Source organism: Acidobacteriota bacterium (assembly GCA_016716905.1).
Taxonomy (GTDB): Bacteria; Acidobacteriota; Vicinamibacteria; order Vicinamibacterales; family SCN-69-37; genus SYFT01.
In genome coordinates this window covers 142114-168059 of sequence record JADJUS010000022.1, presented here as the reverse complement: position 1 = coordinate 168059, position 25946 = coordinate 142114, and the positions used below count along the sequence as shown (strand labels likewise).

General features: G+C 65.9%; 29 protein-coding genes and 3 tRNA genes. 24 read left to right on the top strand and 8 right to left on the bottom strand.

Going from position 1 to position 25946, the window contains the following annotated elements; translation table 11 throughout:
• Positions 1-6 precede the first annotated feature (6 nt).
• The 3 genes from IPL75_16960 (at position 7) to IPL75_16950 (ending at position 4096) form a co-directional block, all read left to right on the top strand.
• On the top strand, positions 7-2985 hold the full coding sequence (locus IPL75_16960) for a hypothetical protein (GenBank protein ID MBK9241886.1): 2979 nt from the start codon (positions 7-9) through the stop codon (positions 2983-2985).
• Between the two features lie 213 nt (positions 2986-3198).
• The gene (locus IPL75_16955; protein ID MBK9241885.1) at positions 3199-3765 is read left to right on the top strand and encodes a sigma-70 family RNA polymerase sigma factor; all 567 of its coding nucleotides are present in this window, start codon (positions 3199-3201) and stop codon (positions 3763-3765) included.
• A 64-nt stretch (positions 3766-3829) separates the two neighbouring features.
• On the top strand, positions 3830-4096 hold the full coding sequence (locus IPL75_16950) for a hypothetical protein (GenBank protein ID MBK9241884.1): 267 nt from the start codon (positions 3830-3832) through the stop codon (positions 4094-4096).
• A 4-nt stretch (positions 4097-4100) separates the two neighbouring features.
• Here IPL75_16950 and IPL75_16945 read toward each other — a convergent pair whose 3' ends face one another.
• The gene (locus IPL75_16945) at positions 4101-4343 is read right to left on the bottom strand and encodes a hypothetical protein (GenBank protein ID MBK9241883.1); all 243 of its coding nucleotides are present in this window, start codon (positions 4341-4343) and stop codon (positions 4101-4103) included.
• Positions 4344-4580: 237 nt separating this feature from the next.
• Between IPL75_16945 and IPL75_16940 the strand changes: the two genes are divergently transcribed.
• The 3 genes from IPL75_16940 (at position 4581) to IPL75_16930 (ending at position 5849) form a co-directional block, all read left to right on the top strand.
• Positions 4581-4985 (top strand): DUF3291 domain-containing protein, encoded by a 405-nt coding sequence (locus IPL75_16940; GenBank protein ID MBK9241882.1) that lies wholly within the window; start codon positions 4581-4583, stop codon positions 4983-4985.
• A complete protein-coding gene (locus tag IPL75_16935) occupies positions 4982-5446 on the top strand; it encodes a DUF1569 domain-containing protein (GenBank protein ID MBK9241881.1) in 465 nt (154 codons plus the stop codon). The genes IPL75_16940 and IPL75_16935 overlap by 4 nt, the downstream gene beginning before the upstream one ends.
• A 181-nt stretch (positions 5447-5627) precedes the next feature.
• On the top strand, positions 5628-5849 hold the full coding sequence (locus IPL75_16930) for a hypothetical protein (GenBank protein ID MBK9241880.1): 222 nt from the start codon (positions 5628-5630) through the stop codon (positions 5847-5849).
• Here the strand turns inward: IPL75_16930 and IPL75_16925 are convergent.
• From IPL75_16925 to gap, 6 genes are all read right to left on the bottom strand, one after another.
• Positions 5795-6124 carry a DUF1475 family protein gene (locus IPL75_16925; GenBank protein MBK9241879.1) on the bottom strand — a complete coding sequence of 110 codons (330 nt, stop codon included), beginning with the start codon at positions 6122-6124 and terminating at the stop codon, positions 5795-5797. The two genes, IPL75_16930 and IPL75_16925, sit on opposite strands and share 55 nt — an antisense overlap.
• Before the next feature lie 187 nt (positions 6125-6311).
• Positions 6312-6398 (bottom strand) — tRNA-Leu (locus IPL75_16920).
• Between the two features lie 23 nt (positions 6399-6421).
• Entirely contained in the window at positions 6422-6820 is a 399-nt protein-coding gene (secG, locus tag IPL75_16915; protein MBK9241878.1) for a preprotein translocase subunit SecG, read from the bottom strand.
• Positions 6821-6855: 35 nt separating this feature from the next.
• Complete coding sequence (locus tag IPL75_16910) at positions 6856-7620, bottom strand: triose-phosphate isomerase (protein MBK9241877.1); 765 nt, start codon at positions 7618-7620, stop codon at positions 6856-6858.
• Positions 7617-8789, bottom strand: a complete 1173-nt coding sequence (locus IPL75_16905; GenBank protein ID MBK9241876.1) for a phosphoglycerate kinase — start codon at positions 8787-8789, stop codon at positions 7617-7619. The genes IPL75_16910 and IPL75_16905 overlap by 4 nt, the downstream gene beginning before the upstream one ends.
• 8 nt (positions 8790-8797) lie before the next feature.
• The gene (gene gap, locus IPL75_16900; GenBank protein ID MBK9241875.1) at positions 8798-9805 is read right to left on the bottom strand and encodes a type I glyceraldehyde-3-phosphate dehydrogenase; all 1008 of its coding nucleotides are present in this window, start codon (positions 9803-9805) and stop codon (positions 8798-8800) included.
• A gap of 34 nt (positions 9806-9839) precedes the next feature.
• Here gap and IPL75_16895 point away from each other — a divergent pair, with 34 nt between their 5' ends.
• The 18 genes from IPL75_16895 to IPL75_16810 all read left to right on the top strand — a co-directional run bounded on the left by IPL75_16895 (position 9840) and on the right by IPL75_16810 (position 24969).
• Complete coding sequence (locus IPL75_16895; protein ID MBK9241874.1) at positions 9840-11153, top strand: 3-deoxy-D-manno-octulosonic acid transferase; 1314 nt, start codon at positions 9840-9842, stop codon at positions 11151-11153.
• A 47-nt stretch (positions 11154-11200) separates the two neighbouring features.
• A complete protein-coding gene (gene lpxK / locus IPL75_16890) occupies positions 11201-12385 on the top strand; it encodes a tetraacyldisaccharide 4'-kinase (protein ID MBK9241873.1) in 1185 nt (394 codons plus the stop codon).
• A complete protein-coding gene (locus tag IPL75_16885) occupies positions 12382-13317 on the top strand; it encodes a lysophospholipid acyltransferase family protein (protein MBK9241872.1) in 936 nt (311 codons plus the stop codon). Before lpxK ends, IPL75_16885 begins: the two co-directional genes overlap by 4 nt.
• Entirely contained in the window at positions 13314-14348 is a 1035-nt protein-coding gene (gene waaF, locus IPL75_16880) for a lipopolysaccharide heptosyltransferase II (GenBank protein ID MBK9241871.1), read from the top strand. The genes IPL75_16885 and waaF overlap by 4 nt, the downstream gene beginning before the upstream one ends.
• Positions 14345-14926: an HAD family hydrolase gene (locus tag IPL75_16875; protein MBK9241870.1), complete on the top strand. Its 582-nt coding sequence runs from the start codon at positions 14345-14347 to the stop codon at positions 14924-14926. The genes waaF and IPL75_16875 overlap by 4 nt, the downstream gene beginning before the upstream one ends.
• Positions 14923-15987, top strand: a complete 1065-nt coding sequence (locus IPL75_16870) for a sugar kinase (protein ID MBK9241869.1) — start codon at positions 14923-14925, stop codon at positions 15985-15987. The genes IPL75_16875 and IPL75_16870 overlap by 4 nt, the downstream gene beginning before the upstream one ends.
• A 47-nt stretch (positions 15988-16034) precedes the next feature.
• Positions 16035-16451 carry an adenylyltransferase/cytidyltransferase family protein gene (locus IPL75_16865; protein ID MBK9241868.1) on the top strand — a complete coding sequence of 139 codons (417 nt, stop codon included), beginning with the start codon at positions 16035-16037 and terminating at the stop codon, positions 16449-16451.
• Positions 16448-17479 carry a lipopolysaccharide heptosyltransferase I gene (gene waaC / locus IPL75_16860; protein MBK9241867.1) on the top strand — a complete coding sequence of 344 codons (1032 nt, stop codon included), beginning with the start codon at positions 16448-16450 and terminating at the stop codon, positions 17477-17479. Before IPL75_16865 ends, waaC begins: the two co-directional genes overlap by 4 nt.
• Entirely contained in the window at positions 17479-17979 is a 501-nt protein-coding gene (locus tag IPL75_16855) for an isoprenylcysteine carboxylmethyltransferase family protein (protein MBK9241866.1), read from the top strand. The genes waaC and IPL75_16855 overlap by 1 nt, the downstream gene beginning before the upstream one ends.
• 124 nt (positions 17980-18103) lie before the next feature.
• Positions 18104-18175: transfer RNA gene (locus tag IPL75_16850), tRNA-Val, on the top strand.
• A gap of 8 nt (positions 18176-18183) precedes the next feature.
• Positions 18184-18260: transfer RNA gene (locus IPL75_16845), tRNA-Asp, on the top strand.
• 12 nt (positions 18261-18272) lie between these two features.
• Positions 18273-19271 (top strand): DNA polymerase III subunit, encoded by a 999-nt coding sequence (locus tag IPL75_16840; GenBank protein ID MBK9241865.1) that lies wholly within the window; start codon positions 18273-18275, stop codon positions 19269-19271.
• 394 nt (positions 19272-19665) lie between these two features.
• The gene (locus IPL75_16835; GenBank protein ID MBK9241864.1) at positions 19666-21003 is read left to right on the top strand and encodes a nucleotide sugar dehydrogenase; all 1338 of its coding nucleotides are present in this window, start codon (positions 19666-19668) and stop codon (positions 21001-21003) included.
• The gene (pdxA, locus tag IPL75_16830; GenBank protein ID MBK9241863.1) at positions 21000-21878 is read left to right on the top strand and encodes a 4-hydroxythreonine-4-phosphate dehydrogenase PdxA; all 879 of its coding nucleotides are present in this window, start codon (positions 21000-21002) and stop codon (positions 21876-21878) included. The genes IPL75_16835 and pdxA overlap by 4 nt, the downstream gene beginning before the upstream one ends.
• The gene (locus tag IPL75_16825) at positions 21875-22954 is read left to right on the top strand and encodes an FAD-dependent oxidoreductase (protein MBK9241862.1); all 1080 of its coding nucleotides are present in this window, start codon (positions 21875-21877) and stop codon (positions 22952-22954) included. The genes pdxA and IPL75_16825 overlap by 4 nt, the downstream gene beginning before the upstream one ends.
• A gap of 124 nt (positions 22955-23078) precedes the next feature.
• Positions 23079-23519, top strand: coding sequence for an SsrA-binding protein SmpB (smpB, locus tag IPL75_16820; GenBank protein MBK9241861.1), 441 nt, complete (start codon positions 23079-23081; stop codon positions 23517-23519).
• An 8-nt stretch (positions 23520-23527) separates the two neighbouring features.
• Entirely contained in the window at positions 23528-24412 is an 885-nt protein-coding gene (rfbA, locus tag IPL75_16815; protein ID MBK9241860.1) for a glucose-1-phosphate thymidylyltransferase RfbA, read from the top strand.
• 2 nt (positions 24413-24414) lie between these two features.
• Positions 24415-24969, top strand: a complete 555-nt coding sequence (locus tag IPL75_16810; protein ID MBK9241859.1) for a hypothetical protein — start codon at positions 24415-24417, stop codon at positions 24967-24969.
• Here IPL75_16810 and gmd read toward each other — a convergent pair.
• Positions 24966-25931 carry a GDP-mannose 4,6-dehydratase gene (gene gmd, locus IPL75_16805; GenBank protein ID MBK9241858.1) on the bottom strand — a complete coding sequence of 322 codons (966 nt, stop codon included), beginning with the start codon at positions 25929-25931 and terminating at the stop codon, positions 24966-24968. The genes IPL75_16810 and gmd overlap by 4 nt on opposite strands.
• Positions 25932-25946: the final 15 nt, after the last annotated feature.

Here is a 25946-nt window from a genome sequence, read left to right as displayed (position 1 = left end):
GTTGACGTGAGAATTTCCAGGTTGTGGGGTGCGGCGGTGTGGCTGGGAGTAGTTGCGTCGCTGGGTGCGTTCCAGGCTCCAGCGGCGACGCATCCGCTGGCCCGCGACCTGCGGTGGCGCAACATCGGTCCGGCCAACATGACGGGCCGCATCGCCGCCATCGAGGCCCTGTCCACCGATCACCGCTACGTGGTGGTGGCGTCCGCTTCGGGCGGCGTGTTCCTTTCGAAAAATGCCGGCATCACATGGGACCCGATCTTCGACCGCTCCGAGGGCGCCGGCTCGATCGGCTCAGTGGCGATCTTCGAGCCGAACCCCAACATCATCTGGGTGGGCACGGGTGAGGCGGCCAACCGCAACTCGAGCGGCTGGGGCAACGGGCTGTTCAAGACCATCGACGCCGGCAAGACGTGGCGGCACGTCGGTCTGGCCAACACCCACCACATCGCGGAGATCGCGCTGCACCCGACCAATCCCGACATCGCCTACGCCGCCTCCCCCGGCCACCTGTGGGGCTACTCGGGCGACCGCGGCCTGTTCAAGACCACTGACGGCGGCACCACCTGGACGAAACTGGCGGGCGGCCTGCCCAACGACGGACGCACGGGCGCCACCGAAGTCGTGATGGACCCGCGCAACCCCGACATCCTGTACGCCGGCATGTATCACCGGCTGCGACAGCCGGCAACGATGCACTCGGGCGGACCCAATGGCGGCATCTTCAAGACGCGCGATGGCGGCCGCACGTGGCAGCGGATGAGCAACGGCCTGGCGGCCGGCGACTCGGGCATGATCGATATCTCGATTCACCGCGCCAACCCCGACATCGTCGTGGCGGCGTACGAAGCCGACGAGAACATCCCGTACGACCCGTCGCGACCGACGAGCGCACAGACGCCGGGCTCGGGCATTTACATCTCCGAGGATGCGGGGGCGTCGTGGAAGTGGCTGCTGAAGACCCACCTGCGACCGTTCTACCACGGGCAGGTGCTCATCGACCCGAACAACCCGAAGCGCATCTTCTCGGTGGGACGCGAGTTCAAGGTGTCGCTCGACGGCGGCGTCACCTGGCGCGACAAATGGTGGGGCGGCGGCGGGGACGAGCACGACTTCTGGATGTCGCCCAGCGACTCGAAGATCTTCTATACCGCCACCGACCAGGGCGCGTACCTGACGGTGGATGACGGCCAGACGATTCTCTCGTTCGACAACATGGCCATCGGGCAGTACTACAAGGTGGGCGTCGACATGCGCGACCCGTACTGGGTGGTCGGCGGTCTGCAGGACAACGCGATCTGGAGCGGCCCGAGCAATTCTCGAGAGACCCGCGGCATCCTCAACATGCACAACACGTGGCTGGGTGAAGGCGACGGCTTTGCCTCCCTGGTCGACCCCACCGACTATCGCGTGACCTACATGGTGAATCACGTCGGGTTTGCGATGCGCCTGAACGTTGAGACACGCCAGCCGACGTTCATCACGCCCACGCCGGAGACGGTGCTGAATTTTTCGGATTACTCCGACGTGGGCTACACCGAAACACCCATCCGATACACGATTGCACCCGGCGAGCACTGGTTCCGCTATGGGCAACCCAACCGGCCGCTGATGCCGCCGCACTTCCGCTTCAACTGGAACAGTCCGCTGACGATGTCGCCCAGCAACCCGCGCACGCTGTACTTCGGCGGCAATCACGTGTTCAAGTCGGTGGATCGCGGCGACACGTGGCGCATCATCAGCCCCGACCTGACGGCCAATAATGCCGAGTTGCGCAATCCGTCGAACTCGGGCGGGTTGACGCGCGAGGTGACGGGCGGCGAAAACCACTTCACGGTGTTCGACGTCCGAGAGTCGCCGCTCGACCCGGCGCTGATCTGGGCGGGCACTGACGATGGCAATGTGCAGGTGACGAGGAACGGCGGCGCCCGCTGGACGAATGTGCGCAGCAACCTGCCGGGTGTCACCGGCGAGGTGTGGGTCAGCCGCGTGGAGCCCTCACACCACGCGGTCGGCACGGCCTACGTGGTGCTCGACAACCATCGGCTCGACGACATGGATCCGCATGTGTTCGTGACACGCGACTTTGGCGCCACGTTCACCAACATCACTGGCAATCTGCCCAAGGGCATCGGGTCATACGTCATCAACGAAGACCCGGTGAACCCGAACCTGCTGTTTCTGGGCACGGAGTTCGGCGTGTACGCCTCGACCGAAGGCGGCGCCACGTGGTTCAAGCTGTCAAGCGGCATGCCCAACGTGGCGGTGCTGGATCTGGTGATTCACCCGCGTGACGGAGACCTGATTGCCGGCACCCATGGCCGGGCCATCTGGATTCTGGATGACCTTACCCCACTACGGCAGATGACGCCGGCCGTGGCGAACACGGCCGCGCACCTGTTCCGAAGCGAGGTGGCCACCAGGTGGGTGACGATCGACCTGGGGCGCATGCAGGAAGACTTCCTGTTTCGCGGTGCCAATCCACCAGCGGGCGCCTCGATCAATTTCTGGCTGCGCGAAGCGCCGCAAGGCCCGGTGACACTGAACGTCTCGGAGTTTGCCGGTGACCGCATCGCGACCGTGCGTCTGGGCGGCGGCGGTGCGCAGGCCGGCATCAATCGCGCGCACTGGAACTTCCAGTTCCCGACCACCGCAGCCGAACGCGCCGCCATGGCGGCCCGTCTCGACGCGGCCATCGCGTTTCTGGACGGGCGCGTGGCTGATGCCACCCGGCGCCAGCAGCTCGGCCGGCTGCGCACGGCGCTGACGGCCGCCTCCACCGATGCCGCGCTCAATCGGGTGCGCCTGGAGTTGGTGACCGACTTCAACGGCGAGGCGGCCGGGCGCCCGCTGTTCGGCTCGCCCATCGGCAACAGCACGGCCGGCGCCGGCACCTACCGCGTCACCCTGCGAGTGAACGGGCAGACGCTCGAGGGCACGGTCACCGTGCGTGACGACCCGATGATGGCCGAGCACGGGGGCCGCTAGGAGGGGTTCTACTGGGACGCGGTCACGGCGATCGCTGGGAAAGTAGGGAAGTAGGGAAGTAGGGAAGTAGGATGACGCCATCGCGTTTCTGGACGCCATGGTTCAGTGATCCTCTGCGGGTGGGCTGAGGCGCTGGCAGCGGCCCCCTACAATATCCGCACGTCTCATCCGTCTACACCTGTAGGCGAATGACTGGTGACACACCTGCACCCCATGGCCGTTGAACAAGACCGGCGGATCGACGACGTGGTCACGCGGGAAGAGTCGCGGCTTCGCCAATTCATCCGCCGGCGCGTGCCGGACCCGCGCGATGCGGAAGACATTCTCCAGGACGTCTTCTACGAGTTGGTCGAGGCGAACCGGCGGCTGATGCCCATCGACCACGTCACGGGCTGGCTGTTTCGCGTGGCGCGCAACCGCATCACCGATCTCTTCCGGAAGAAGAAGCCCGAACCCTTCCCCAGCCGCGCCGCCTCGGGCCACGGGGATGAGAACGACGAGTGGCTACGGTTCGAGGAGCTGCTGCCCTCACCCGACGCCGGCCCTGACGCGTTACTCGCACGCCAGGCGCTCATCGATGCCCTTGCACTGGCGGTGGACGAGTTGCCGGACGCACAGCGCGACGTGTTTGTCGCGCACGAAATCGACGGCCGCAGCTTCAAGGCAATGGCCGCCGAGACCGGCATCAGCGTGAACACGCTGCTCTCACGCAAGCGCTACGCGGTCCTCCAACTGCGCGAGCGGTTGCAGGACATCTACGACGAACTGACGAACCACTGAGGACCCGACCATGATCCATCGATCGAGGAAGTTGCTGTTCATCGCGCCGCTGGCGATTCTGGGAATGCTGCTGTTCGCCTTCGTCGGCGGCCAGGTTGTACTCCTGCTCTGGAACTGGCTGATGCCGCCGCTCTTCGGGTGGCCGCAGGTCTCCTTCTGGCAGGCGCTGGGCTTGCTCGCCCTGTGCCGAATCCTCTTCGGCGGATTCGGGCGCGGCCTGTCGTCGTCACGCAGCGGTCGCTACACACCGGAGGAACGTGAACGATTCCGGCGGGCGGTGCGCGACCGTTTCGGCTTCGGCCCACGGGCCGGCGAAGGCCAGGGGCAATAACGTCCTACATCGGCTGGATGCGATTCGCGCGGGCGCGGCCACGTGTCGCACCAATCACGAATCCCAGCAGGATCCCGGCACCGGCCGCGATCGCCACGGTCTGAATCGGCGCGCGCCGGATCTTGAGTGTGGCGGCATCACGCAGATCTTCGAGATCGTTGGTGCGCTGTCGAATCACCCGTTTGGCTGCTTGCACACGGTCGTCAATCTTCTCGGTTGCCACTGTCTTCAGGTCAGCGAAAGCCATATTTGCCTCCGGTTCAGGAGATTGCAGTACACGTGCCACGGGCGGCCCGCACAGCGCGTGGCGAATGAAGAAGCTCGGAACGAGGTGTGTGGGAAAAACAACTCGGTCTCGTGAGGCAGTCGGCACCCATCAGCGCACGCACGATCTCGCGCACGCGCGAGACCGAGGCCGCGGTACGACGATCGCAGGCAGCTGCGCCGGCGAACAGATGGGCGCCATTTGTTTTAGACTTTCTGGATGCCATTCGTTTCCGTGACACGCCTGCGCCTGAGGTCATGGCGATTTCTGCCGGCCTTTCTCTTCCACGCCGCCAGATCGCAGCGGCAGTCGAAGGGCGCCGACGGCAACCTGACGTCTGAGGTCTTGAACGACGCTCGACTGGCGTTCTGGACCGTGACGACCTGGCGCGACGAGGCGGCGATGCGGGGCTACATGATCTCCGGCGCACACAAAGTGGCGATGCCGAAGCTGATGGAATGGTGCGACGAAGCCGCGACCGCGCACTGGAATCAGGACAGCACGACGCCGCCGACCTGGGCCGAAGCCCATGCGCGACTGGTCGCCGATGGCCGGCGCTCGAAAGTACGATTCCCGTCGCAGGCGCACGTGGACTATTCGATTCCCGCGCCGAGGACCCGATGACCACCTTTGCGAAACTTTCTGACCCCGGCGCCGTGGACTCGTTGACCGCACGCCTCAACGCGCTCTTGCCCGGATCGGAGCGGCAGTGGGGGCGAATGACGAGTCACCAGATGGTGTGCCATCTGAGCGATGCGTTCCTCGTCGTCACCGGCCATCGCCCGGTCGCCACGCGCGGAGACCACTGGTTCAACCGCACCGTCGTGAAGTGGATCGCACTCCATACGTCGATGACCTGGCCGAAGGGGGTCAAGACCATGCCGGAGGTGGATGCGGAGAAGGGTGGCACGGCGCCCGACGTCTTCGAGGGCGATCGCGCACGGGCGATCGCGCTGCTGCGGGCGTTTGGCGCCCCAACATCAGTGCCGGCGGCGCACCCGCTCTTCGGCACGATGTCCCGTGACGAGTGGATGATCTGGGGCTACCGCCACACCGATCACCACCTGCGCCAGTTCGGCGGCTGATCGCGCGGCCAGCCCCAGAGCTGGAGGGCCTCAGTTCCAACCGCAATGGGGTATTCAGTCTCTTCGGCAAGCCATCCAATGGCACTGGGACCGAAGCGGCGATCGTTGCGGGCGCTGTTTGAGCGCTATGGCAAGAACGCCGGCCCCGACCTCTGGGTCGCTCCCTTGAAGCCAGCGCCGGGTGGCGCAAAGACCGAGCCGCGCCCATGGCATCCGCGGCGGCATGACCTACGACGTGTCGGCCGACGGCCAGAAGTTGGTGATCGACGACGGTGCTTCAGACAACGCGCGATCGCTGACGCTGGTGCAGCACTGGACGGCCTTGCTAGCGCAAATGAGCGCGGCTCATCATGAGGTGTGCCGGCCCAGCCAGAAGCGCCGCCAGTCGCCGCCGCTGCGGTGAAGCGCGATGAACGTGTAGAGACTGCCGGCGAAGAAACCGAGCGTCATCATCGCGATCGTCCATAACACGGCGACGAGCACGGATCGCTCGCGGTAGATGATCCAGCCCGAAAACAGCACGAAGCCCGTGTAGAGATCGACCAGCGAGACAATGCCCCAGGGCATGGCCGCGAGCTGGCGCCCTTCGCCGAAGAAGTCACCGTTCGCGAAGCCATGAAAAAGCGCGGCCGACATCACCACCACGCCGAGCAGGGCAACGGCCTTTGCGAGGATCATCACAGCAGGATACCGGCCACGTGTCGTCGCGGCAACCGCCGTCGGTCCAGCCGGCCTGCACGATTGGCACACGAGTGGCACAGCGCGGTCGCGGTCAGCGGCCGCGCCACGCGAACGGAGAGAGGCGTCGAAGCGCCGAACGAGTGAGTGTGTAGGGAGTCTGAGGGCGAAGCCCTCAGACCAATATTGGTGCGGAAGGGGGGACTCGAACCCCCACGATATTGCTACCGCCAGCCCCTCAAGCTGGTGCGTCTGCCAATTCCGCCACTTCCGCGTGGTCTTGCTCGTGAACGAGGTCTATTTCCCGCCGCCGCCCGTCCGACCGCCAGCCGGTGGTGTCGCCGGCGGCGTTGTTGCCGGAGGCGTCGGCACTGCGCCCGGGTTCGACAGCGGATCAACGACCGGCGCCGTGGCGGCCGGTGCCGCCGGACCAGAGACGCCGCTCACAACCGACCCGCCGAAACCACCCGACGATCCCATGACCGCCAGGGCCAGCGCGCCGAGCATGAACAGCGCGCCCAGAATTGTCGTGGCCCGTGTCAGGACCGTGGCGCCGGCGCGTGCGCCAAACGCCGCCTGGCTGCTTGAACCGCCGAAGGCAGCCGCAATGTCTCCGCCCTTCCCCTGCTGCAGCAGGACGACCACCAGCAGCAGGAAACAGACGATCGCGTAGACGCCAAGGAAGACGTAATACATAGCCATTCACTCTAACAGACGGCGTGGAGCCCCGTCTAGGACGTGGCTTTTTGGACGATCAAGGCGAAACTGGCCGCGTCGAGGGACGCGCCGCCCACCAGGGCGCCATCCACATCAGCCAGCCCGATGAGTTCACGGATGTTTTCGGGCTTGACCGACCCGCCGTAGAGAATCCGGGTGCGGTCCGCGTGCGCGCCGCCAAACCACTCCCGCAGGCGCCGCCGAATGTGGGCATGGGCCTCGCCGGCTTCGGCCGCGGTGGCGTTTTTGCCGGTGCCGATGGCCCAGACGGGCTCGTAAGCCACGATCAAGGCGCCGATCTGATCGCCACTGCAGCCATCGAGTCCGGCCCGCACCTGGGCGTCAAGCACGGTCAGGGTGTCGCCCCGCTCTCGTTCGTCGAGCGTCTCACCCACACACACGATAGGCGTCAGGCCTGCGCCGTGCGCCGCGGCGACCTTGCGCTGCACCCACTCGTCTGTCTCACCAAAGAGGCGCCGGCGTTCCGAGTGGCCGATGATGACCGACAACGCGCCGGCGGCCTTCAGCATGCCGGCGCTGACCTCGCCGGTGAAGGCGCCCTCGCGTTCGAAGTGGAGGTTCTGCCCGGCCACCGTGTGGTGTGAGCCGTGGACGGCTTCCGCGGCGGCGGCAATGGCCGTGAACGGCGGCGCAATGACCACTTCGGCCGCGTCCGCGCTCAATTCTCTGGTCAGCAGGGCGAATTCGCGGACCCACGCCACAGCTTCCAGGCCGCTCTTGTTCATTTTCCAGTTCGCCGCGAAGACGGGGATTCTCATGAGAGGGCCACCACCCCTGGCAATGCCTGACCACCCAGGAACTCGAGCGAGGCGCCACCGCCGGTGGAGATGTGCGTCATGCGATCGGCCACGCCCGCCTGGGTCACAGCAGCCACCGAATCACCGCCGCCGATGATCGTCGTGCCGTCTACGGCGGCGACGGCCTGCGCCACACCGATCGTGCCGGCCGCAAACGGCGGCAGCTCAAAGACACCCATGGGGCCGTTCCACACCACTGTGCGTGCGGTCGCGATGACGGCGGCGAACGCGGCGATGGTCTTGGGACCGATGTCGAGGCCCTTCCGATCGCCGATAGCCGAATCGCCGATCGCGAGCACCTCGGTGGCCGCGTCGGCGCTGATTGCAGCCGCCACGACATGATCAACCGGCAGTTCCAACCGTACACCGCGGGCCTTGGCGCGTTGTTCGAGGTCGCGGGCGGTGTCCACCAGGTCGGCTTCCACGAGCGATGTGCCGACGTCAAGGCCGCGCGCCTTGAAGAACGTGTAGGCCATGGCGCCCCCAATGACCAGCGCATCCACCTTGCCCAGCAGGTTCTCGATGACTTCGAGTTTGTCCGATACCTTGGCGCCACCGAGGATGGCGACAAATGGACGGTCGGGGTTATTCAGCGCACGACCCAGGTAGGTCACTTCCGCTTCCATCAGCAGTCCCGCGGCGTGATCGGCCATCAGGTGGACCATGCCTTCGGTGGAGGCGTGCGCCCGATGCGCCGCGCCAAACGCGTCATTCACATAGACGTCGGCCAGCGCTGCAAGGGAAGCCGCGAACCCGGCGTCATTCGCTTCTTCTTCTTTGTGGAAACGGAGATTCTCGAGAAGGATGACTCCACCAGGATTGGCCGCGATCACTTCTGCGGCCGCGGGACCGATGCAGTCGGGGGCGAACGCGACCTGACGCTTGAGGAGCGATGCCAGATGATCGGCAATGGGGCGCAGGCTGAACTCCGGATTCGGTTTCCCTTTGGGCCGGCCCAGGTGCGACGCCAGAATCACCGTGGCGCCCGCGTCGATTGCGGCATGAATGGTGGGCAATGCCGCACGGATACGGGTGTCGTCGGTGATGTGCCCGTCCTTGAGCGGGACGTTGAAGTCCACGCGAATGAAGGCGCGTCGACCCTTCAGCGCGACGTCACGGATGGTTCGCATGGCGACCCTCAGAGGCCGCGCGTGGCCATGTACCGGACCAGATCGACGCAGCGGCTCGAGTAGCCCCACTCGTTGTCGTACCAGGCCATGACCTTGGCGAAATTGCCGTCCATCACCTTCGTGTACGCCGCGTCGAGCATGGCCGAGTGTGGGTTGCCGCGGAAATCGATCGACACGAGCGGTGCCGTCACATATTCAAGGATGCCGGCCAGCGGGCCGTCGGCGGCCGCCTTGAACGCGGCGTTGAGCGCCTCGGCCGTCGCCGGCCGCTCGAGGTTGGCGCTCAGATCCACCACAGAAACGTTGGGGGTCGGCACGCGCATCGCGATGCCGTCGAGGCGACCCTTGAGCTCCGGCAGAACCTCGGCCACCGCGCTTGCCGCACCCGTGGTGGTGGGGATGATCGACAGGGCCGCCGCGCGGGCGCGCCTCAAATCCTTGTGGGGCAGGTCCAGCAGATTCTGGTCGTTGGTGTAGGCATGCACGGTGGTCATCCACCCGCTCTTGAGCCCAAAGGCGTTGTGCAGCACCTTCACCACCGGCGCCAGGCAGTTGGTGGTGCACGAGGCGTTGGAGATGATGTGGTGGGTGGCCGGGTCGTACGACTCGTGGTTGACACCCATGACCACCGTGACGTCCGGTTTCTTCGCCGGGGCGGTGATGATGACGCGTTTGGCCCCTGCCGTCAGGTGTTTCGCCGCATCCTCGCGGTTGGTGAAGCGGCCGGTGCCTTCAAACACCACATCCACGCCCAGGTCCTTCCAGGGCAGCGCCGCCGGGTCCTTGAGTGCCAGCACCTTGAACGCATCGCCATCCACCGTAATGCCGTCGGACGATGCGCTGATATTCGCCTTGAGGTTGCCGAGAATCGAATCGTATTTCAGGAGGTGGGCCAACGTGGCCGCGTCGGTCAGGTCATTGACCGCGACGATGTCGATGTCGTCGTACGCCATGGCCGCCCGCATGATGTTGCGCCCGATTCTGCCGAACCCGTTGATACCAACCTTGATCGCCATGGCTGCGATTATAAGACGTATATTGTCCAGTGTTGTGCACGTCCTCTACTCTTTGGCCGTTGTCGTCCTGGCCCTGGTCCTGTCGCCCTGGTTCCTCTACCAGGCCATCCGGTATCGAAAATATGTGGGGAGCCTCGGCCAGCGGATGGGGGTCCTGCCGGTCACGTTCAACCTTGACGGTGACGACTCCATCTGGATTCACGCCGTATCGGTGGGCGAGGCGCTGACGGCCCGGGCCCTGATTCCCGAACTCCGGGAGCGATACCCCGACCTGAAAATTTTTCTCTCGACCACGACGATGACCGGGCAGCAGATTGCCCGGGAGCGCCTGTCGGATCTGGACGCCGTGTTTTTCTTCCCGTTCGATCTGCAGCCGTTTGTGTCGAGAACGTTGCGCCTGGTGCGTCCCAGGCTCTTCATCATGATGGAGACGGAAATCTGGCCCAATCTGCTGCGGGCCTGCCGCAAGGCCGGCGTGAAGACCCTGATGGCCAACGGGCGGATTTCATCACGTTCGTATCCGCGATACCGCATGGCCCGGGGCTTCTTTCGCACCGTGCTGGCCGACGTCGATCAATTCTGCATGCAAAGTGATGAGTCGGCCCGGCGCATCATCGACATCGGCGCCGATCCGGCGCGTGTCTCGGTGACGGGCAGCCTGAAGTTTGATTCGCTGGAGTCGCCGACCGCGGCTGCTGGCCGGGGTGCCGGGCGTGTGCTGCGTTTTTTCCGGATTCCGGAATCGCGACCGGTGCTGATGGCGGCAAGCACCATGAAGGGGGAAGAGGCCGCCGCGTTGACCGCGTTTGGCGTGGTTCGCCGTACGCACCCGACCGCGATGCTGATCATGGCGCCGCGCAAGCCGGAACGATTCGATGAGGCGGTGGCCCTTGTCAGGGCGGAAGGGCTGCGCGTGGTCCGGCGCACGGAGCTGATTGTGGATACCGAGCCTGCCGCCGATGTTGTGGTGCTCGACTCAATTGGTGAACTTGCGCACCTGTTCCAGGTGGCGACCGCGGTGTTTGTCGGCGGCAGTCTGGTGGATCACGGCGGCCACAACATCCTGGAACCGGCCGTCCACGGCAAGGCGATCGTGTTCGGGCCTCACATGCAGAACTTTGCGGAGATCGCCGAGACGTTCCTGGGCCGCCGCGCCGCGGTGCAAGTGGCGACGCCGTCCGAACTGGGTGAGGTGTGGGTGCGCCTGCTGTCAGATGCGGCTGAGCGCGCGCGACTGGGCGCGGCGGCACGCGAACTGGTCGAGGCCAATCGCGGCGCCAAGGCGCGCACGCTCGCCGCGGTCGCCGCCCTGCTGCCGCCGCCCGGACCCCGACTGGTGCGGCGGTGAACGGGCTGACCGGAGATCGGGGAAGAGAGGGGGACGGGTGTCGATCTGTGGAAAACCCGGCTCAGGGGAAAACGACCGCTGCTGGGAAAACGACCTCTGAGGTAGTTTTTGTCCCTTCCGCCGAAAAAACTACCTCAGAGGTCGTTTTCCGCTCAGCGGTCGTTTTCCCATCAGCCGGGTTTTCCACAGATCGACACCCGTCCCCTTTCGTAATCTCCGTCGGGAATATCGCGTTTGGTGGGCGGGGGAAGACGCCCACTGTGGCGGCCATTGCGCGGCTGCTCCTTGAAATGGGTGAACGGCCCGCGATTCTTTCCAGGGGCTACGGCCGGCGACGGACAGAGGATGGCGTGGTGGTGGTCTCGGACGGGCGGCACCTGCTGGCCGATGTGGATCGCGCGGGCGACGAACCACTGATGCTGGCCAGGGATCTGCCCGGCGTCGCCGTGCTGGTGTGCGACCAGCGGGCGATCGCCGGCGCGTTCGCGCGCCACATCCTGCGGGCCACCGCCCTGGTGCTCGACGACGGGTTTCAGCATCGGCAGATGGCGCGCGATGTGGACCTGGTACTTGTGACGCCGGGCGACCTGACGGGCCGCCGCGCGCCGTTCGGCGCGCTGCGGGAGCCGGTGTCGGCGCTGGCGCGCGCCGACGCGGTGATTGAGGACCGGGGCACACAGGGGGACGGGTGTCGATCTGTGGAAAACCCGGCTGGGGAAAAGACGTCGGGTGTCTTTTTGCCTGCGTCCGCCAAAAAGACACCCGACGTCTTTTCCGTGACCGGGTTTTCCACAGATCGACACCCGTCCCCTTTCCGCCTCGTTCGCCACACCGGGACGCCCGTCTCGATCGAGACGGGCGTCCCGGCGCTGGCGCCCGGCGCGCGCGTGATCGCGCTGGCCGGCATCGCCGGCCCGGCGCGATTCACCCGCGCGGTCGAAGACGCCGGCTATGTGGTCGCCGGGGCCTGGGGCCCCGGCGACCACCACCGCTACACGCGCGCGGACCTCGCGCGCCTCGCGCGCGATGTCCGCGCGGGTGGCGCCGCCGGTGTCCTCACCACAAGTAAAGATGCCGTTCGCCTGCGCGCGCTGCGTCCACTGCCCGTGCCCGTCTACGAGTGGCCCCTGCGCGTCACCATCGAGCCCGCCGCCGAATTTGCCGGGTGGCTCGCAGCGCAGGTCCAATCCGCTCGCGGACGATCCGGGGGCTCGTCGGCGGTGCCGGCGTGAGTGCGCGCGCGCTGCGTCATCGCATTGAGTACGCGATTGTGGTCGTCGTTCGGGCCATGGTCGCACCGTGGCCCGACCGGGCCGTCAGCCTGCTGGGCGCCGGCATCGGTCACATCTTCTGGGCCATCGATGCCGGCCATCGGCGCCTCGCCATCCGGCAGTTGCAGGCCGCGTTCCCATCAAAACCGCCGGCGGCATGCCGTGCCATCGCGCGAAAGACATTTGCGCACTTCGGCCGCTCGCTGACGCTGCTGCTCAAGTTCAGCACATTGAGCCCCGAGCAGATCCGCGCCCGGGTGAGTTTTGAGGGCGAGGACCGCGTGCGCGAAGCGATCGCCGCCGGCCGCGGGGTGTTGCTGGTGACCGGGCATTTTGGCCTGTGGGAGGTCTACGGACTCGCGCACCCACTGGTGCTGCCGCCGATGTTCGTCCTGGCGCGAAAGCTCGACAACCCGCAGTTGCAGACGCTGCTGGAACACACGCGGACCCGCACCGGCAATCAGGTGATTTACCGCCGCGGCGCGCTGCGGCGCGTCCTGCGCGCGCTCGGTGCCGGCGACGCGGTCACCATTCTGATCGACCAGCACATCCAGCCGGCCGACGCCGTGTCGGTTCAATTTTTCGGACGGCCTGCCGCCACGACCTCCGCTGTCGGCGCGTTGGCGATTCGAACTGGCGCCGCCGTGATCCCGATATTTGCCATTCCGTCCCCCGACGGCACCTGCCGCATCGTCTACGAACATCCGATCGAATTGCCGCGCGCGGATTCTCCGGACCCGGTTGTGGAGCTCACACAGCGCTGCACGGACGTCCTCGAGATGTACGTGCGGCGCCAGCCCGAACTCTGGCTCTGGATGCACCGGCGATGGCGCGACGATGAGCCACCGGTGGCAGGCATGTTTCCCCGTGCCGAAGGCGAGAGCTCGTCGTGAAACGTGTCGTGATACGCGCGCCGAATTGGCTCGGTGACACCGTCCTGGCCCTGCCGGCTATGGCGGCACTCCGCACGCACTTTGCCTCCGTGTCGCTCACGGTGGCTGCTCCTCCATCGGTGGCGGCGCTGTTCCGCGAAGACACCGGGGTGCGGCCTGATGCCGTTCTGGTGCTGCCGCCTTCGCCGCGTGATGCGGTGATGGCGTTGCGTGAGGGCGCCTTCGACCTCGGCATCCTCTTCCCGAATTCATTCCGGTCGGCGTGGTCGCTGCGTCGGGCCGGCATCCCGCAGCGATGGGGCATCGCCCGCAGCGCGCGTGGATGGTTGCTCACGCGTCGAAGTGAGCGGGCGGCGGGCGGCGCCCACCATGCCGACTACTACCGTGGGCTTGTCCGCGGGCTGGGCATTGCGTGTGACGACGCGCCTCCCACGCTGGCGGCATCGGCTGGAAGTCTCGCAGTGGTTGCGAACCTGCTGTTGCGGGCCCGCATTCCGGTGGACGCGCCGCTGGTGGGTGTGGCGCCAGGCGCGGCATACGGCCAGGCGAAGCAGTGGCCGCCCGAGCGAATGGCCGCCGTGATGGCGCATCTCATACGCGAGCACGGTGTCACGTGTGTTGTGGTGGGTGCGGCGCACGACCGCCCCAGTCTGCGTGCGATAGAATCCTGGCTCCGATCGCACGCGCCCGAGACGGAATCGCGCGTGCTGGATCTCGTGGGCCGAACCGATCTCGGCAGCCTGGTGGGAGTGGCATCGAGGTGCCGTGTGTTTGTGTCCAACGACTCGGGAGCGATGCATGTGGCGGCCGCGCTTGGGCGACCGGTGATTGCGATGTTCGGCCCGACCGACGAACGCGCCACGCGTCCCCTCGGCCGCGGCGCGGTGTTGACGGCCGATGTGTTCTGCCGGCCGTGCCACCTCCGCGATTGCCCAATTGACCACCGCTGCATGAAGCGTATCGACGTGGAGACAGTGGTGGCCGCCGTGTCGCAACACCTTGAGCGGCCAGCGCCGGAAGGAATGTCGTGAGTCGTCAAGCCGTGTTCCTCGATCGCGATGGGACGATGATCGATGAGGTCGGGTATCTCGATCGGCGTGAAGACGTGCGGTGGTTTCCGTGGACGATGGACGCGGTCCGTCTGCTCAACCGCGCCGGTTACCTCGTGTGTGTGGTGACCAACCAGGGCGGCATTGGATTGGGGTTGTTCGACGAACCGTTTGTGCACGAGCTGCATGCCTCGCTTGATGTCACCTTGCACGAGTCTGGCGCGGTCGTGGACGGGTGGTTCCTCTGTCCGCATCATCCGCGCGCGGTTGCGGCAGAGATGCGCGGACCGTGTGCCTGCCGAAAGCCAGGCCGCGGCATGATCGACGCGGCGTGCGCGCGCTGGGACATTGACCTGGCCCGGTCGTGGGTGGTCGGAGACCGCGACATTGATGTCATGATGGCCGCCGCCGTGGGCGCACGCGGTATTCTGGTGCGGACGGGCCACGGTGAACGCGACTTGCGGAAACCGAATCTCAGTCTGCCCGCAGGGACACCGGTGGTGATGGATCTGATGGAAGCAACGGTGCTGATCCTCGCGGAAGGAGAGCGGCGCACATGACCCGCGAAGAGACACAGCGATACGCGGACCTCATCTCCCGTTTCTCACGCGCCCGTGTGGTCGTGGCCGGGGATCTCATTGCCGACGAGTTCCTGTACGGACAGGTCGAGCGGGTCTCGCGCGAAGCGCCGGTGCTGATCCTCAAGTACGACACCACTGAGGTGCTGCCAGGCGGTGCCGGCAACGCGGCGAACAACGTGGTGGCCTTGGGCGCCCGTGTGAAAGTGGTGGGTGCGGTGGGTCGCGACGATGCCGGTCGCCGGTTGCTCGAGGCCATGCCCTCGCGCGCGAATACGCGTGGCGTGGCGCGAGTGCGGGGCTACGTGACACCCGTCAAGACCCGGGTGCTGGCCGGTGGCGTGCATTCGGCCAAGCAGCAAGTGGTGCGCATCGATCGGGCCGGTCAGGTCATGTCGGCCAGGCAGCGTGCCGCGGTGGTACGCCGCCTTGAGGACGCGTTGGCGGCCGCCCTCGCCAATGCCGACGTGGTGATCGTGTCCGACTATGGGAGCGGCCTGTATGCGCCGGAGCTCATCGCGCGCGCCGAGGCCAAGGCCGCCGGACGCGGCGACCGGCTTCGTGCCGGCGCCAAAGGGGCAGTGGACCCGGCGTACGTCGGGCGGGTACCGATGATTCTGGTGGACTCCAGGTATGGCCTTGCCGGATTTCGCGGCGTGACGGCCTGCACGCCCAATGAGCCTGAGGTTGAGGCCTTGTTGGGCGTGTCGATTGGTGATGACCCGGCGGCCCTTGAAAAGGCGGGCCGCACGTTGCTGCGGAAGCTGCAGTCGAGGGCCGTGCTCATCACGCGGGGCAGCCGTGGCATGGCGTTGTTCGAGCCCGGCCGCCCGACCGACCACATTCCCATTGTCGGATCAGATCAAATCGCTGATGTGACCGGTGCGGGCGACACGGTGATTGCCACGTTCGGCCTGGCCCTGGCGTCGGGAGCCACGTTTGGCGAGGCGGCGCGCCTGGCCAACCACGCGGGTGGTCTGGTGGTCATGAAGCGCGGCACCGCCACCGTCTCTGCCGCCGAACTGCTGGCCGCGACGTGCTGACCGAAACCGAGCTCCTCGCGCAGATTGCCGCCGATCGGCAGGCCGGGATGACCGTCGCCTTCGCAAACGGCTGTTTCGACCTGCTGCACGTCGGGCACGTGCGGTACCTCCAGGGCGCACGCGCCGAGGGTGATCGGCTGGTCGTCGCGGTCAACTCCGACTCTTCCGTGCGAAGGCTCAAGGGCGAAGGCCGCCCCATCCTCAATGAGGCGGCGCGCGCGGAGTTGGTGGCCGCGCTCGCCTGCGTCAACTACGTGGTGGTGTTTGATGACCCCACGGTGGATCGGTTGTTGACGATGATCAAGCCGGACGTGCACTGCAAGGGGACTGACTACACCGTGGACACGGTGCCCGAACGTGAAACCGTTCGTGCGTACGGTGGACGCGTCGCCATCGTGGGCGATCCGAAAGACCACTCCACCAGGGCGCTGCTCACGAAGCTCGCAGGTTCCGCGGCGGAATGACCATGCGGGCGCCGGAGCGGATTCTGGTGGTGCGCCTGGGGTCACTCGGCGATCTCATTCATGCCCTGCCGGCCGTGGCATCGTTACGGGCGGCGTGGCCCACGGCGCAGATCGACTGGGTGGTGGAGCAGGCGCATGCCGAACTGCTGACGCTTGTGCCCGACCTGACTCGGGTCATCGTGCTGGGGCGCCGCACAGCCGGGGGATGGTGGTCCACGATTCGGGCGTTGCGCGCCCGCCGCTACGATCTCGCGATCGATTTGCAGGGGTTGGTGAAGTCGGCTGCCTTGGCGCGTGGGTCGGGCGCCGGTCGCGTGGTGGGTTTTGACCGGGCCGGACTGCGCGAGCCGGCGGCGCGGTTGTTTTATACCGAGTCCGTGGCCGTCGGTGAGGGGCGCCACGTCATCGAGAAGAATCTCTCCCTCGTGCGTGCGCTGACCCCGGGACCCCAGGACTCCAGGACCCCGACGATAGCTTTCCGTTTTCCGCTGTCTGAGTCGGCGTCGCCGGCCCTGGACGCGTTACGCGCTCAGGGGATTGGCGACTTCGCCGTGATCAATCCGGGTGCGGCCTGGCCGAACAAACGGTGGCCGCCGCAGTTGTTCGGCGAAGTGTCTCGGGTGATTCGGTCCACCTACGGATGGACGCCGGTCGTCTTGTGGGGGCCGGGCGAGCACGCCATCGCGCAGGCCGTCGTTGATGGTTCCGCCGGCGCGGCCGTCTGCGCACCTTCGACCACGCTGGCCGACATTGTCGCCATCGCCCGCGCTGCGAAACTGTTCGTCTCTGGCGACACCGGACCGTTGCATATCGCGGGCGCCACCGCCACGCCCATCGTGGCGCTCTTTGGCCCCACCACGCCGGCCCGCAACGGTCCATGGGATGATCGTGACGTGTCCATCAGCCGGTACGACTCGTGTGACTGTCACTACAAGCGTCAATGCCATCGACAGCCGACGTGGTGCCTTGGCGATGTGACTGTTGATGAAGTGACGCGGGCGATTGCCCGGCGGATGGGAGCCGCCTGATGCTGACGCAATTGGCGCGGTGGCGTGTGCCGCTGGGGTTCCTCTCGTTTGTGGTGGCGTTCTGGCTGGCCACGCCCACGACCGCGTCGGTTCTGGCTGGGGCGGCGGTCGCGCTGGTCGGCCAGGCGTTGCGAGTGTGGGCGGCCGGTCACATCGAGAAGGGCGCTGAGGTAACGCGTTCGGGGCCGTACCGCCTGATGCGACACCCGTTGTACGTCGGGTCGGGCATCATGGCGGTCGGGTTCGGTATTGCCGCGGCGAGCATCGGGACGGCGGTCCTGGTTCTTGCGTATTTTCTGGTCACGTACGTGGCAGCGATGCGCTCGGAAGAAGCCACGCTTGACCAGAGATTTGACGGCGAATATGCGGCCTATCGCGCCGGCCGCGCCGCAGAAGTGGTGCGCCGGTTCAGTGCACACCGCGCCTTCGGCCGTAATCGTGAGTATCGGAGCGTGGCCGGCCTGGTCTGCGTATTTGTGCTGCTCTGGCTCAGGGTCTAGGATGGCCCGAGCGGACTCTGGACCCGCCTCCGCGCGCTGCGCTACGGCGGGCAGGCCCTGGACTTTGGACTCTGGACTTGTCATCGGGCCCGCGTCGGTGGGATAATCGTCCGGTTGTCGGCACGGGCGGTTAGCTCAGCGGTAGAGCACTGGCCTTACACGCCGGCTGTCACAGGTTCGAATCCTGTATCGCCCATTTTTTGCGGGGTCGTAGTTCAGTTGGTTAGAACGCTGGCCTGTCACGCCAGAGGTCGCGAGTTCGAGTCTCGTCGGCCCCGCCACTTCCTTTCGTCATGACCATTCCACCACCCGTCGGTCACGCGCGCGTGCAGGCGCTGCTCCGGCAGGCGGTGGGCCACGGCCGGGTCCCGCAGACGCTGTTGTTTGCCGGGCCGGAGGGCGTGGGCAAACACACCGTGGCGCGGGCCCTCGCGCAAACCCTGAATTGCCCGGCCGCGCGCGAGGGCGTGGCCTGCGGCACATGCAGCGTGTGCGTCCGAATCAACAAAGGCCAGTTTTCTGATGTCGTTGAGGTGGACAACGGCGACATTGCCTCCATCTCGATCAAGTCCATTCGCGATCGCGTGATCGATCTGGTTGGGTATCGGCCGTTCGAAGGCCAGCGACGGGTGTTCATCATCGACCCCGCCGACGCCCTTAGCGTGCAGGCACAGGATGCCCTGCTCAAGACACTGGAAGAACCCCCTCCGGCCGCCATTCTGATCCTCATTTCCGCGTACCCGGACGCGTTGCGCCCCACGGTGTTGTCGCGCTGCCGGCGGGTGCGTTTTGGTGTCCTCGCGGACCACGAGGTGGCGCAGGTGCTGCAGAGCCGCCACGGCATTGACGCGGCCTCCGCGCAGACGTGCGCCGCGTTGGCCGGCGGCAGTGTGTCGCGGGCCCTCGCGCTCGACGGCGCCGAGCTCGAAGGCGATCAGGCACTGGCAATGGATCTGGTCCGGAAGTCCGTGGCCCCGTCGCTGGAGGCAAAACTGAAGGCGGCCGCCGAACTGGCCAAGTCACCCAAACATCGGCGGGCGCGCGAATCGCTGGGCATCCGGCTGGCACTCGTGTCATCGCTGCTGCGCGATATAGGCGCCCTCGCCACCGCGACGGCCGGCACGGCGATGCTCTCCAACTCAGGACGTGAAGCCGACCTGCGCGCCCTCGTTCGCGCCTATCCGCCAGACCGCGTGATCGCTGCGTTCGGCGTGGTCGCGCGAGGCCAGGCCGCGCTGGACCGCAATGCGAGCCCGAAGATCGTCGCCGACTGGGTCGCCGTGGGCATCTAGGCGGACACCCGCAATAGAGAGCTCAGCGATCCGCCATGCAATTGAGGATTGAGGATTGAGCGATTGAGGATCGGGATGGCTCGATTGCTGATTTGGGATTGAGGATGGGAATTGTCGGATGGTCTGATGGTGGGATGGTGGGATCGCTGATGGTGCGATGGGCAATTCAATCCAGGCAATCCAATCCGACAATCCCGCAATCCAATCCCAATCCCGCAATCCAATCCCAAATCCGGCAATCGCCCCATCCCGCAATCTCGCGATCCGCCCATCGCACCATGAGGCAATTTCAATCGCCAAATCCTCAATCCTCAATTTCCAAGCGCGTGCAATCCCAATCCTCAATCGCTCAATCCTCAACCCTCAACCCTCAATCTCTTATAATCACCCTGCCATGTCCCACGCCGACACGCTGCTCGAACGAATCGCCAATCGCACCGCCAAAGTTGGCGTAGTCGGCCTGGGTTACGTCGGGCTGCCCCTGGCCGTGGAATTCGGGCAGGCGGGTTTTTCGGTGACAGGGATTGACCTGGATGCGCGAAAGGTCGATCAGATCAATCGCCGCGAGTCCTACATCCAGGATGTGCCCACCGAGGCGGTGGCCGCGCTGGTCACGGCGGGCAAATTGGCCGCCACCACGGACCCTGGAGCCGTGCGGGACTTCGACACGATCAACATCTGCGTGCCCACGCCGCTCCGCAAGACCAAGGACCCGGACCTCTCGTTTGTGGTGTCGGCTGTTGAGGCGATTGCCGGCCATCTCCACCCGGGCATGCTCGTGATTCTCGAGTCCACCACGTATCCCGGCACCACCGAAGAAGTGGTGCAGCCCATTCTCGAGCGCGGCGGGCTCAAGGCGGGCGTCGATTTCTTTCTGGCGTTTTCTCCCGAACGCGTGGACCCCGGCAATGAAAAATGGACCACCAAGAACGTGCCCAAGGTGGTGGGCGGGTTGACGCCCGATTGCGCGCGGCTCGCCGGCGCGCTGTATCGCTCGTCGATCGATCGCGTGGTCGAAGTGAGTTCGCCAAAAGTGGCCGAGATGGTGAAGTTGCTCGAAAACACCTTCCGCGCGGTGAACATCGGGATGGTGAATGAACTGGCGATGATGTGTGATCGTCTGGGCATCAGCGTCTGGGAAGTCGTCGATGCGGCCGCCACGAAGCCGTTCGGGTTCATGCCGTTTTACCCGGGGCCCGGCCTGGGAGGGCACTGCATTCCGATTGACCCCTTCTACCTGTCATGGAAGGTCAAGGAGGTCGGCTTCGAAGCCCGGTTCATCGAACTGGCCGGCCAGGTGAATGGCGCCATGCCGCACCACGTGGTGGACAAGATCACCGATGCGCTGAATGCCCACTGCAAGGCGGTCAACGGGGCCGAGATTCTGGTGATGGGTGTGGCGTACAAACGCGACATCGATGACGTGCGCGAATCGCCCGCGCTCGACGTGATCGCCCTGCTGATGAAAAAAGGCGCGCGCGTGACCTATCACGATCCCTTTGCGCCGTTCATCGATGGTCTGCACTGGCCCGGCGCGGTGGACATGTCGTCGGTGCCCCTGACGCCGGCGGCGATGGCTGCGGCAGACTGCGTGGTGGTGCTGACTGACCACCGGCAGTTCGACTTCAAGGACGTGGTGAAGTACGCCCGCCTCGTGGTGGACACTCGTCACGCCATCAAGACCGACCACCCCCACGTCTTCAAACTCGGGGCACCGGTTCCGAAGCAGTGACCCCGCTCCCCGCCATCGCCGTCACCGTTGGCGACCCTGCCGGCATCGGACCGGAAATTGCCGAGGCGGCGGTGCGCGACCCGCGCGTGCTCGCGGTATGCCGCCCCGTGCTCTACGGGCCGCACCGGCCCGAGGACCTCGCCATCTACCCGGCAGGGAAGGTGCACGCGGACGCCGGCCGGCGCGCATACGCGGAGATTGTCCGCGCAGTGGAAGATGCTCTCGCCGGTCGCGTTCAGGCGATTGCCACCGCACCCATCAACAAGGCCGCGTTCGCGGCTGCCGGGCTGCCGTGGCGCGGGCACACGGATCTCCTGGCACACCTGTGTGGCGTTGATGGGGCCACCATGATGTTCTGGTCGCAGCCACTCCGGGTGGTGCTGGCCACCGTGCACATTCCCCTGGCGCAGGTGCCATTCGCGCTCACCACCGCAGGGCTGCTGCAGACGCTTCGCGTGACGGCTGCCGCCATGCCGCGTTTCGGTTTTGTCTCGCCGCGAATCGCCGTGGCGGGGCTCAATCCCCACGCCGGCGAAGACGGCTTGCTCGGCCTGGAAGAGATTGAGACCATCGCTCCTGCCCTCGACGCCGCGCGCGCGGAGGGTATCGACGTGACGGGCCCGTTTCCCGGCGACACCGTGTTTGTGCGCGCCACGCGGGGCGACTTCGACGTTGTGGTGGCGTGTTACCACGACCAGGGGCTCATTCCGATCAAGCTGCTCGCCTTTGGCCACGCGGTCAACGTCACGTTGGGGCTGCCGATCATCCGGACGTCGGTCGATCACGGCACCGCGTTTGATATCGCGCGTCAGGGCCGCGCCGATGCCGGCAGCATGGTGGAAGCCATTCTCCTGGCCGCCCGCCTCGCCGCATGATCGTCGTCATCGGCGCGGGCGTCACCGGACTGGCGTGTGCGCTGTCGCTCGCGCAGAGGGGCCGTGACGTGGTGGTGCTCGAACGGCACCGGCGCGCGGGGCTCGACACATCCACGCACAACAGCGGCGTGATTCATGCCGGCCTCTACTACCCGCCGGGGTCACTCAAGGCCACCCTGTGTGTGGAGGGCCGTGATCGCCTCAAGCAGTTCTGCCAGGCACACCAGGTGCCGCATCACGAGTCGGGCAAGTTGGTGGTGGCCACCGACGCGTCCGAGGAACCGGACCTCGAGCCCCTCGCCACCAATGCCCGGGCCTGTGGTGTGGAGGTGGACCTCGTTGACGCGGCGTTCGTGCACGCGCGCGAGCCCCATGTACGTGCCACGCGGGCGTTGTGGTCCCCGCACACCGGCTGGGTTGATGCCCACGCCTTTGTGTCGGCATTGCAGCGCCAGGTGGAGGCGCACGGCGGCCATGTGCTTCCTGGGTCTCCTGTACTGGCAGTGGAACCGGCCGGCGACCGTGTTGAGGTGGTGACACCGCTCGAACGCATCGACGCTGATGCGGTCGTGAACGCGGCTGGTCTCCACGCGGATGATGTCTCGCGCGTCTGTGATGGTGAGCCGTTCACGATTCACCCCTGCCGTGGCGAATACGCGGAACTGACGCCGAAGGCCTCGCGACTCATCAGCGGCCTCGTTTATCCGGTGCCGCACGGTTCGGGGCATGGGCTCGGCGTTCATCTCACGCGCACCGTGGAGGGCACCGTCTGGGTCGGCCCGACCATTCGGTACCAGTCGCGCAAAGACGACTACGAGGCCGACCGCGAACCGCTCGCATCGTTTCTCGAGCCGACCCGCCGCCTGCTGCCCGCCGTCACGATGGACGACCTGCGCCTTGGCGGCAGCGGAATCCGGGCGAAGGCGCACCCGGCCACCGAGCGATTTGCCGACTTCCTCATCCGCACCGACCACCGGCGCCCGTGGCTGACGCATGCCGCCGGCATCGATTCGCCAGGGCTGACCGCAAGTCTGGCCATCGGCGAACGTGTCGCCGACATCGTCGGAATGCGCTGATCGTTCCCAGCGAAGCTGTAATATCAATGCGGATGGTGGCGTTCTGAGCAAGACCACGTCGTATCAGACCGGACACGCGCGCCCACCGGCGCCGGCCGGAAAAAAAGACGACGCCCCCGTCGTGATGGCGGAGAACCGCAAGGCGGCATTCGACTACCACCTGCTCGAGCACTTTGAGGCCGGGATGGTGCTGGTGGGCACCGAGGTCAAAGCCATTCGCGAGGGGCTGGTCAACCTTCGCGATAGCTACGTCCGCATTGAAGGTGGCGAAGCGTTTCTTTTCAAATTGCACATCGGCCAGTACAGCCACAGCGGTTCCGCGTCACACGATCCGGGTCGCACCCGAAAACTCCTGCTCAACAAACACGAGTTGCGCAAGCTCATCGGCAAGACGGCCGAGAAGGGCCTGACGGTGGTGCCGACGCGGATGTACCTCAAGGGCGGCCGGATCAAGCTGGCCGTGTCCCTGGCGAAAGGCAAGAAGGCGCCCGACAAGCGTGAGACGGTCAAAAAACGTGACGCCGACCGGGAGACTCGGGCAGCCGTCAAGGAACGCGTCAGGTAAGATTCCCCATGCCCGAATCTCGTAAAGGCATCATTCTGGCCGGCGGCTCGGGCACTCGCCTCTATCCCGCGACGCGCGCAGTGTCAAAGCAGTTGCTGCCCATCTTTGACAAGCCGATGGTGTATTACCCGCTCAGCACATTGATGCTGGCAGGCGTGCGCGACATCCTGATCATTTCGACACCGCGGGACACACCGATTTTTGAGTCGCTGCTGGGCGACGGTCGCGACTGGGGACTCTCCCTGTCGTACGCCGTGCAGCCGGAACCCAACGGCCTGGCGCAGGCGTTTGTCATCGGGCGCGACTTTCTCCAGGGCGGACCATCTGTGCTCATCCTGGGTGACAACCTCTTTTACGGTCACGACTTGCCGGAGCGGCTCGCGGCGGCCAATCACCGCGCCGCCGGTGCCACGGTGTTTGCCTACCATGTGCAGGATCCGGAACGGTACGGTGTGGTGGCATTTGACGCACAGGGCCGCGCCACGTCCATCGAAGAAAAGCCCGCGCGACCACAGTCACACTTTGCCGTGACGGGCCTGTATTTTTATGACAACCGGGCGCCGGAGTTTGTGGCCACGCAGCAGCTCTCCGCGCGCGGTGAACTGGAGATTACCGACCTCAACCGGCGCTACCTCGAGGCCGGCGAACTCGCGGTCGAGGTGATGGGCCGTGGCTACGCATGGCTTGATACCGGCACGCACACGTCGCTGCTCGAGGCGAGCCAGTTCATTGAAACCATCGAGCGCCGGCAGGGCCTGAAGATCGCCTGTCCTGAAGAAGTCGCGTTTCGGCAGGGCTGGATCGACGGCGCACAACTCGAGCGGCTCGCCGCGCCGTTTGGTCCCCACAATGAATACGGGCGATATCTGACGTCGCTCCTCGGAGGCGCGTAAACATGTGGACGATGATCGGCCGGTGGAAGTGGTTCCTGGTCGGGGCGCTGCTCGGCGCTCTGGTACTCGTGGTGTGGTTCCGCTCGCTGGGCGCGCCAGAGATGTTCGCCGACCTGGTCGATCGGTTCCCGCTGGCCACGCAGGCGCGGCCCCGCCCAGACGCGTTCACCCTGGGTGACGTCACGATCGCCGGGCGGACGCTGAAGTCGATCGCCGTTTCAGAGGCCTCTCGAATCATCTGGCAGGAAGACGTGCCGCCACATGCCTGGCTCGATGTCAGCCTGGGCCTGCGCGAAGAAGCCTGGACCAAGCCGGGCGACGGCGTGCTCTTCATGGTCGGCGTCACGGCGAACGGCAAGTACGATGAACTCGTGAGCCTGGTCGTCAACCCGTCTGGGAACCCGGTTGACCGGCAGTGGTATCCGCTCCTGCTCGACTTGTCGCCGTACGCGGGTCAGAAGGTCGAGATTATTTTTAATACCCGCGCCGGCGCGGGTGCGGCCACGCCCGACAACGATCTGGCGGTCTGGGGCGCCCCCGCCATCGTCACACGCTAGCGGCCGTAGCGTGCCAGGTCGGCGTCCACCATCATGGTGACGAGCCCGGCAAAATCCACCGTGGGCGCCCAGCCCAACTGGGCCTTGGCTTTTGACGCATCGCCGATGAGATGGTCCACCTCGGCCGGGCGGATGAATGCCGGGTCGAGCACGACGTGCTGCTGCCAGTCGAGGCCGGCATGTGTGAAGGCAATCTCCACGAGTTGCCTGACCGAGTGACTCTCGCCGGTCGCGATGACGTAGTCGTCCGGCTCGTCCTGCTGCAGCATCATCCACATCGCGCGGACGTAGTCGCCGGCAAAGCCCCAGTCGCGCTGTGCATCGAGGTTGCCCAGTCCGAGTTGGTCGGTGAGGCCGGCTTTGATGCGGGCCACGCCATCGGTGACCTTCCGCGTGACAAACTCGAGCCCGCGCCGCGGCGACTCGTGGTTGAACAGGATGCCGGACACCGCAAACAGGTCGTAGCTTTCGCGGTAGTTCACGGTGATGTAGTGGGCAAAGACCTTTGAGACGCCGTACGGGCTTCTCGGGTAAAAGGGCGTCAGTTCGGTCTGGGGAATCTCGCGCACTTTGCCGTACATCTCGGAGGAGGATGCCTGGTAGACCCGGATTTTCGGATCCACGACGCGCACCGCTTCGAGCACCCGCGTGACACCTTGCGAGTTGAATTCACCAGTGAGCATGGGCTGGTCCCACGACGCCGGCACGAAGGACATGGCCGCAAGGTTGTACAACTCCTGCGGCTGGGCGCGTTCGAGCGCGCGAATGAGCGACAATTGATCGAGCAAATCACCCGGGATGAGGGTGATGCGATCGAGCAGGTGCTCGATGCGCCAGTAGTTCGCCGCCGACAAGCGGCGGGTGAGGCCGAAGACCTCGTACCCTTCGGCGAGCAGCAGTTCGGCCAGATACGAACCGTCCTGGCCGGTAATACCCGTAATTAGCGCGCGCCGTGATGCCATCGGTTCAGGACGATA

Coding starts and splice junctions, on each gene's coding strand:
- IPL75_16955 (MBK9241885.1), top strand. CDS start 3,199: ATGGCCGTTGAACAAGACCGGCGGATCGACGACGTGGTCACGCGGGAA.
- IPL75_16950 (MBK9241884.1), top strand. CDS start 3,830: ATGCTGCTGTTCGCCTTCGTCGGCGGCCAGGTTGTACTCCTGCTCTGG.
- IPL75_16945 (MBK9241883.1), bottom strand. CDS start 4,343: ATGGCTTTCGCTGACCTGAAGACAGTGGCAACCGAGAAGATTGACGAC.
- IPL75_16940 (MBK9241882.1), top strand. CDS start 4,581: ATGCCATTCGTTTCCGTGACACGCCTGCGCCTGAGGTCATGGCGATTT.
- IPL75_16935 (MBK9241881.1), top strand. CDS start 4,982: ATGACCACCTTTGCGAAACTTTCTGACCCCGGCGCCGTGGACTCGTTG.
- IPL75_16925 (MBK9241879.1), bottom strand. CDS start 6,124: ATGATCCTCGCAAAGGCCGTTGCCCTGCTCGGCGTGGTGGTGATGTCG.
- secG (MBK9241878.1), bottom strand. CDS start 6,820: ATGTATTACGTCTTCCTTGGCGTCTACGCGATCGTCTGTTTCCTGCTG.
- IPL75_16910 (MBK9241877.1), bottom strand. CDS start 7,620: ATGAGAATCCCCGTCTTCGCGGCGAACTGGAAAATGAACAAGAGCGGC.
- IPL75_16905 (MBK9241876.1), bottom strand. CDS start 8,789: ATGCGAACCATCCGTGACGTCGCGCTGAAGGGTCGACGCGCCTTCATT.
- gap (MBK9241875.1), bottom strand. CDS start 9,805: ATGGCGATCAAGGTTGGTATCAACGGGTTCGGCAGAATCGGGCGCAAC.
- IPL75_16870 (MBK9241869.1), top strand. CDS start 14,923: ATGACCCGCGAAGAGACACAGCGATACGCGGACCTCATCTCCCGTTTC.
- IPL75_16865 (MBK9241868.1), top strand. CDS start 16,035: ATGACCGTCGCCTTCGCAAACGGCTGTTTCGACCTGCTGCACGTCGGG.
- waaC (MBK9241867.1), top strand. CDS start 16,448: ATGACCATGCGGGCGCCGGAGCGGATTCTGGTGGTGCGCCTGGGGTCA.
- IPL75_16855 (MBK9241866.1), top strand. CDS start 17,479: ATGCTGACGCAATTGGCGCGGTGGCGTGTGCCGCTGGGGTTCCTCTCG.
- IPL75_16840 (MBK9241865.1), top strand. CDS start 18,273: ATGACCATTCCACCACCCGTCGGTCACGCGCGCGTGCAGGCGCTGCTC.
- IPL75_16835 (MBK9241864.1), top strand. CDS start 19,666: ATGTCCCACGCCGACACGCTGCTCGAACGAATCGCCAATCGCACCGCC.
- IPL75_16825 (MBK9241862.1), top strand. CDS start 21,875: ATGATCGTCGTCATCGGCGCGGGCGTCACCGGACTGGCGTGTGCGCTG.
- smpB (MBK9241861.1), top strand. CDS start 23,079: ATGGCGGAGAACCGCAAGGCGGCATTCGACTACCACCTGCTCGAGCAC.
- rfbA (MBK9241860.1), top strand. CDS start 23,528: ATGCCCGAATCTCGTAAAGGCATCATTCTGGCCGGCGGCTCGGGCACT.
- IPL75_16810 (MBK9241859.1), top strand. CDS start 24,415: ATGTGGACGATGATCGGCCGGTGGAAGTGGTTCCTGGTCGGGGCGCTG.
- gmd (MBK9241858.1), bottom strand. CDS start 25,931: ATGGCATCACGGCGCGCGCTAATTACGGGTATTACCGGCCAGGACGGT.